This window comes from Bartonella sp. CM120XJJH (genome assembly GCF_042194715.1).
Taxonomy (GTDB): domain Bacteria; phylum Pseudomonadota; class Alphaproteobacteria; order Rhizobiales; family Rhizobiaceae; genus Bartonella.
In genome coordinates this window covers 197,015-203,039 of sequence record NZ_JBHINE010000002.1, presented here as the reverse complement: position 1 = coordinate 203,039, position 6,025 = coordinate 197,015, and the positions used below count along the sequence as shown (strand labels likewise).

Sequence of the window (6,025 nt, the reverse complement as noted above, 5' to 3'; positions counted from 1 at the left end):
GCGTACAAATGTGTCTTTTCCGATGTAACGTCCCGCATAACCAATCGCTAAGCACAAGAGGATAACGGCAGCAGCGAGAGGGATAATCACTTTTAAGTCTGCCTGTAAATCTGTTAGAGCTGTTTTCGCATTTTGTAAAGTTTTCACTTGGGCTTGTGCATGAGTAGAACTATTCATAAAGAATGCAGTCATAGCTGCAGAAATTGCGATGATTTTGTTGTTATTTTTCGATTGAATACTAGCTAATTTTTTCATATTTCACTCTTGTTAAAATCTAGATAATATTTTTTATATAAATAAACATACCGTGTTTTATAATTAACGCCATTATCACGGTGTTTTAAATAGCAGAGTAACCAGTTGGGTTGCAGAACCTGCGATAACAACACCTATTGCCCAGCGTACAAATGTGTCTTTTCCGATGTAACGTCCCGCATAACCAATCGCTAAGCACAAGAGGATAACGGCAGCAGCGATAGGGATAATTACCTTTAAGTCTGTCTGTAAATCTGTTAGAGCTGTCTTTGCGTTGTTTAAAACTTGCGCTTGAGCGCAGATGGGATGTGCCGTAAAAAATATGGTTAAAGCTGCAGAAAATGCAGCAATTTTATTACGAGCTGTTGTGTGAAGAATATTTAATTGTTTCATGTTCTTTATCCTGATTAAGATTAAAACTCCCACAAATGACCCCTCGTTCATGAAGAAACTTAAAGAGATATTTTGGATCAGCCCAAGTTCTTAATTTTCCTCTTTGTGTAAGTAACGTATATTTATTTGGCTTTCCGGTGATTGGATCATCGGAAATAAACGTGAAATACCATTCTTTTTCTGAAAGCATCACGACCGTAATCTCACGTGCCGCTTTTTGACTAAATGCTATATCAACGCTGTTTTGTTCTATCATTTTCATTATCTTTGCCCTCAATTAGAAAAGATTTTGTTCAATCTTACTAATTAGAGCTTTAACATTTTCTTATCTACCTTTCATTATAATATCCTATCAAAATTCTAGTGTTTCGTGAAAATATCAGTTGTCACTCTAGCGATCCTCTCGATGAAGAAGAATCTTCAGCTGAAAAAGCATCGCGGGCGCCACTTTCTTTATGTGTAAATGCATCTTCCTCTCCTTTTGAAGAGAGAGGAAGAGAATCTACTTTAGTTGTCTGTTCTGGTTCTTCTTTTTTAAGCTTTACAGGCTCCTGCAAATCTTCATTTTCTTGTACAGCAGCCTTTGCTCCAATATATGAAGTAACTTTCTGCACAGAGATGTTGTTTGAATTTTCTGTATCGTAAAAATTCAGCACAGACTGCAAAGTCGCTTTTTCAAAGATGCGCTTTGATGTTGTTTGTTCATAGCAGTAAGTTAAAGCGCTTTGTTCAGCTTTAATATTTCTGCAAAAATCAAACACATCAAAAAGAGAACACAATTTCACATTTCCAACACTAATTTTCCCTGAAATTATGTTGAAATTATGTTTATTCTGTTTAAACTGTTCAGCTGTTGCGATTGTTTTCTCAAGCTGAGATGATTGATAAAACAAGCTATCTTTATCATCTGTTACATAGACATTGTCCTGTGCTTCTTGCTCGGCGATAACTGAAAATGTCATGGGGGGGGGCGTATTGGACATGTATGCAGCAGCAAAAAATGTTAAATCTGGAACAATCATTAGCAATACACCTTATTATGAAGAATTTTATTAATATAAATGCTCATTCTTTGTGGTGCTTTTTCTCGTTGTTTTTTGATTTTATAAATTTGCAGAACGAGATTGTTTAGCTTAGAATATCCCTTGTGATTATTGTTTTGTTTTCTCCTAAGAATATTTTTAATATATGCGAATATCCAACAAGAAAGATAAAAGCGTGGAACAAAATAGAGCATATTACGCCAACCAATATTATTGGAACCACGAGAAAAGACGGAGTTTTTAAAAAATAATAATCTTCGATACTGTATTGAAGCTGCTTGTTTTATATAATTCTCTAGTTGAAAAAATCTCTTCAAAAAACATTTATACGAAGTAAAAAGCCGCTGTGTGTGAGCGGAGGTTTTATTGTTATAACGAACTACACCATCATTATACAGAGAGGGCTTGTTCTTTGTTGCGTATTGCCATAACTTATAGAGTGATGATTTATATTTACTTTTGACACCTGATTTATGAGAGTCAGAGAGGTGTGATGGTGCTTGAGCACTGCATTTAGTAGTTCCAGCAATTGAACTGAAAAAAGATGCAGTGGTGGTAATTGATATACCAATAAATAGCTCTTTGTGGTCCAAAGCACATCTCCGTCAAAGTGATATATGTATCGTAATTTTAATTTCGATAATAAATAGACAGAAATTGTCTATAATTGTGTTTAAAATATGGCAAGAAAAGATTCTTTTTTGCAAGGGGAGTAATTAAGGTGAATGATCTCAAGAATATGAATTTTGATGAACTACAAGAGATGCGTACACAAATCGATGTGGAATTAAAAAAACGGCAAGCAAAGGAAAAGCAAAATGCGCGACGAAAAATTCTTGAAATTGCTAATGCCCATGGAATTGATATCGCTGATCTTGTAAGCAAAGAGCGCCATTATAGAAATCCCAATAACCAATGGGAATTATGGAATGGGCGTGGACGTAGACCTAAGTGGATTAAAGAGTGGTTGGAGAATGGGTATACACTTGATGAACTCGAAGTAACGTAACACGTGTGCGATATTTAAAAGATAAGGGAATACCAAGGAATGTAAATGCAAGAAGTGTGCTCTTTTGGGTAATTTGATTGTATAAACATACTGAACAAATATATTAAAGTATTGAGTGACCAAATACAATGATAGGGAGCATGAACAAATTTATTTAAATGCAAAAGGTTTTGTTGTTATAATCTGGCAAGCATAATGATAATGCCAGATTAAAATATTATAATTGCTTTTTGGCATTTGAGAGAGGGGGATATTTTGCTTCTTTTTATCGTTTTATTGACATTGCTCTTTTTCGTCTATGCAAATAAAGAGTTTTATCAATTAAGAGGTTGATAAATTAGCATACTTATATTTTTGAAATACTGTTCTGTAGAACAATCCTGATATTATAGAGTTTGTTTGGCCTTTTTTCTGTAAGATATATATGAGGCATTTACTTTGTTTATCGTTGGTTTAATTGAGATGAGTGAGTGTGTAGAAAATGAAAAATTTCTATGGCTGTTGTGGGTTTATAGAATTTATGACATATTTTTGAGCGTTTGTGATTAAAATTCATTTATGAGCATTTATGAATAATGAATAAAGAGCGTATTTGAAAATAAAAGAATTGGGTTATTTCTATTGCGGTTTATCTTCTTTTATGGTGTGAAATAGGGGGGTGATATACAGGTTTACAATTGTGTGTGATGGTATAGAGTACGGAACACTTTAATTATATATCAGAATATTTTTCCTGAAATCATGTGGTATTCCACAATAAGTTAAAGAGTCTGTTTGAGAAACAGAATGCTCCAAACGCAATACATTTGTGTTACCAATTTACGCGCTTTTTTAAAAAAAACGTTTCAAAGCAATTAAGCTTATTTTACGGCGCTTCTCGTGAATAGTATAACGTAAAAGTTCCTATGATCATATAAGATCCATTGTAGTCCACCATTTTTTACTTCAATAAAAAGTGTAAGCTGGCGCCATTATACACTTACTTGCTTCCACTGCTGCTAAAGCTCTTGGTACTTGAGAGGGGGAGGCTTTTTATTGCTTTGTTTAATTGTTTTTATTTATAGGACACTCTCGCTTGTGATGTGCAAGCGAATGATTTTGATTGCTTTAACATGAGAGAGATTTGAAATAAGAGTATTTTATGATCTTCAGCTTTCTCATTCAATATAAGAATAATGAATTATTATTATAAATAAAAGTGTTGTGTGCTAAAAAGTCTTGTTTATTTCGTTATGACGTGAAATGTCTTCTTTTATGGTGTGGAGGTATAAGGCAACTTTTTTGAGACATTTTTTTCAGTGCGTGGTGAATATTCTTAGAATGTAGCTTGCTTGTCGAGTCTTATGTGAAGTGAAATATGGGAGGAGGAAGTCAAGAGAGAATTACTCGACAGGAATCTGGTTTGTAAACAGATTGTATGAGATAGGAGTTTTTTGTTCTTTGAAGGAGAGAGGTAAAGGTTGTAGAATGGTATGAATTTTTTCTTAAAGTGGGAAGCCTTGTAGAAGACGTGGGGCATTTGGAGTGAGTCCGGCAGCTTCTTGAATGAAGTATTTTTTTATTTTGGGCGCTTGATTAATGATTCCAAGGCCGGTATCGCGGAGCATCCGTAAAAGAAGGCTATCATTAGAAAAGAGTTTATTAAGCCAATCATTGCTTAAAGCCATACGGACGATTTCAAAACGTCTCCAGCTTTGATAGCGCTCTAAAGCAGTGAGAGAGCCAATGTCAAGGCCTAGACGTGCTGTTTCAATAATCACTTCAGCGAGGGCAGCGCTATCGCGTAATCCTAAATTGAGTCCTTGTCCTGCAATGGGGTGGATGGTATGGGCGGCATCACCAACGAGAGCAAAACGTGGTTTAACGCATTGACGTGTTAAAGAAAGACTCAAAGGAAAAGCTTGACGTTCGCCATCCCAAGAGAGTTTGCCTAATCGATGGCCAATGCGTCTTTCGAGTTCTGCTTCAAAAATAAGTTCATCAGCTTTGAGATAATATTGCGCAGTTTTATGACCTTCATTCCACACAATGGCGGATCGGTTGCCTTTGAGAGGGAGAAGAGCAAAAGGACCGGCAGGTAAAAAATGTTGAATTGCTTGACCATTATGAGGTTTTTCATGTTCAACTGTGCAGATGATTGCTGTTTGTTTATAGGGATGAGAAAAGTTTTTAAGACCTGCTTTTGGGCGTAATTTCGAATGGGCTCCGTCAGCTGCAATAAGCAATTTTGTTTGCCAAACCTCTTCATTATTTAAATTGACAGTTGTATGCTGGTCTTCTTGATGAAAATCAATGACACGCGTGTTTGCAATAACAGGGATATTGAGATCTTTGACACGTTTTTTTAAAGTGTTGATGAGCTCTCTATGCTCTACCATAGCAGCAAAGGGCTCACCAGGGTTAATGTCGCCTTCAAAGGTTAAAAGAGTGGGTTTGACAGGATCACTTGTGCTTGTATCTGTGATGATCATTGAATGAATGGGTTGCGCATAGGGTTTTATAGGTTCCCAACATTGTAATTGTTTTAACATACGAATAGAAGCAGCAGCAAGGGCAATGGTTCGTATGTTAGAAGCAGGGGTATCTCCTTGTGGAGCAGCATCAACGATTTTTATTTTCAGATTAGGGGCTGTTTGTTTGAGTGCTATCGCTAGAGTTAAACCGACAGCCGCTCCTCCTGCAATGAGCAGATCACATTGTTTCGTTTTATGAGATTTTATTTTTTTATTGGGTTGTACGTCTTTATTGCGATTAGAACACACAATACTTCTTCCATTGTTTATAGTTTGCTTTCTTTTAAAAAGAATATCTTTTTACATTGCCTAACATATCTTAACTTTTACTTTTCTCTCTGCTTTATAAAACGAGGTTTATTTTTAGCGCCAATCTGATGATAGATTGGTTTTTCAGAGTTCTTCTGCTTAATCATTTATGTGACTCATTTTGCAGATTTATCGGATAAGCTTTTTTTGAATATCCTCTTCAATTCTTTTTACACTTGGTTGATAAAAAAGAAAACTAAAAATAAACAAAGGTGGTCGTGTATTTTTAAGTTGTATGAGTTACTTCAGTGTTACCTGTTCTGAAGGGGGACATTTAGTTAGTATGATAGATAAAAAATTGTGTTCATTCGTGATGGTTAAAACAGTATTCATATTTTGCCGTTATCATGATGTAGCGTAAAAAACATCATCTGTTTAGGAAGGTGCTGTAGCACCCATGTAACACTTTACACATGAGGTATTTTTTGGTTGATCGTGTGATAAATATTCAGGAAAAGCTTTTTATCCGCCTTATGAAGGATTATCTCTTAGGGTGGTGGTAT

At 35.4% G+C, this 6,025-nt stretch carries 7 protein-coding genes; 1 reads left to right on the top strand and 6 read right to left on the bottom strand.

The window, feature by feature from the left end; genetic code table 11:
- The 5 genes from trwL (ACFIKU_RS01805) to ACFIKU_RS01785 all read right to left on the bottom strand — a co-directional run.
- On the bottom strand, positions 1-255 hold a 255-nt coding region (gene trwL / locus ACFIKU_RS01805; RefSeq protein ID WP_375656497.1), incomplete at its 3' end, for a VirB2 family type IV secretion system major pilin TrwL.
- A 75-nt stretch (positions 256-330) separates the two neighbouring features.
- Positions 331-648: a VirB2 family type IV secretion system major pilin TrwL gene (gene trwL, locus ACFIKU_RS01800; protein ID WP_375641889.1), complete on the bottom strand. Its 318-nt coding sequence runs from the start codon at positions 646-648 to the stop codon at positions 331-333.
- Complete coding sequence (korA, locus tag ACFIKU_RS01795) at positions 611-910, bottom strand: KorA family transcriptional regulator (protein WP_375656496.1); 300 nt, start codon at positions 908-910, stop codon at positions 611-613. The genes trwL (ACFIKU_RS01800) and korA overlap by 38 nt, the downstream gene beginning before the upstream one ends.
- 124 nt (positions 911-1,034) lie before the next feature.
- Entirely contained in the window at positions 1,035-1,670 is a 636-nt protein-coding gene (locus ACFIKU_RS01790; RefSeq protein ID WP_375656495.1) for a TrwN protein, read from the bottom strand.
- Positions 1,670-2,284 (bottom strand): hypothetical protein, encoded by a 615-nt coding sequence (locus ACFIKU_RS01785; protein ID WP_375641886.1) that lies wholly within the window; start codon positions 2,282-2,284, stop codon positions 1,670-1,672. The genes ACFIKU_RS01790 and ACFIKU_RS01785 overlap by 1 nt, the downstream gene beginning before the upstream one ends.
- Positions 2,285-2,412: 128 nt before the next feature.
- Here ACFIKU_RS01785 and ACFIKU_RS01780 point away from each other — a divergent pair, with 128 nt between their 5' ends.
- Positions 2,413-2,700, top strand: coding sequence for an H-NS family nucleoid-associated regulatory protein (locus tag ACFIKU_RS01780; RefSeq protein ID WP_015857007.1), 288 nt, complete (start codon positions 2,413-2,415; stop codon positions 2,698-2,700).
- Between the two features lie 1,484 nt (positions 2,701-4,184).
- Here ACFIKU_RS01780 and ACFIKU_RS01775 read toward each other — a convergent pair.
- The gene (locus ACFIKU_RS01775; RefSeq protein ID WP_375641885.1) at positions 4,185-5,462 is read right to left on the bottom strand and encodes a ubiquinone biosynthesis hydroxylase; all 1,278 of its coding nucleotides are present in this window, start codon (positions 5,460-5,462) and stop codon (positions 4,185-4,187) included.
- Positions 5,463-6,025: the final 563 nt, after the last annotated feature.

Bases quoted from the DNA above. Each gene is read 5' to 3' on its own strand.
- trwL (WP_375641889.1), bottom strand. From the start codon at position 648: ATGAAACAATTAAATATTCTTCACACAACAGCTCGTAATAAAATTGCT.
- korA (WP_375656496.1), bottom strand. From the start codon at position 910: ATGAAAATGATAGAACAAAACAGCGTTGATATAGCATTTAGTCAAAAA.
- ACFIKU_RS01790 (WP_375656495.1), bottom strand. From the start codon at position 1,670: ATGATTGTTCCAGATTTAACATTTTTTGCTGCTGCATACATGTCCAAT.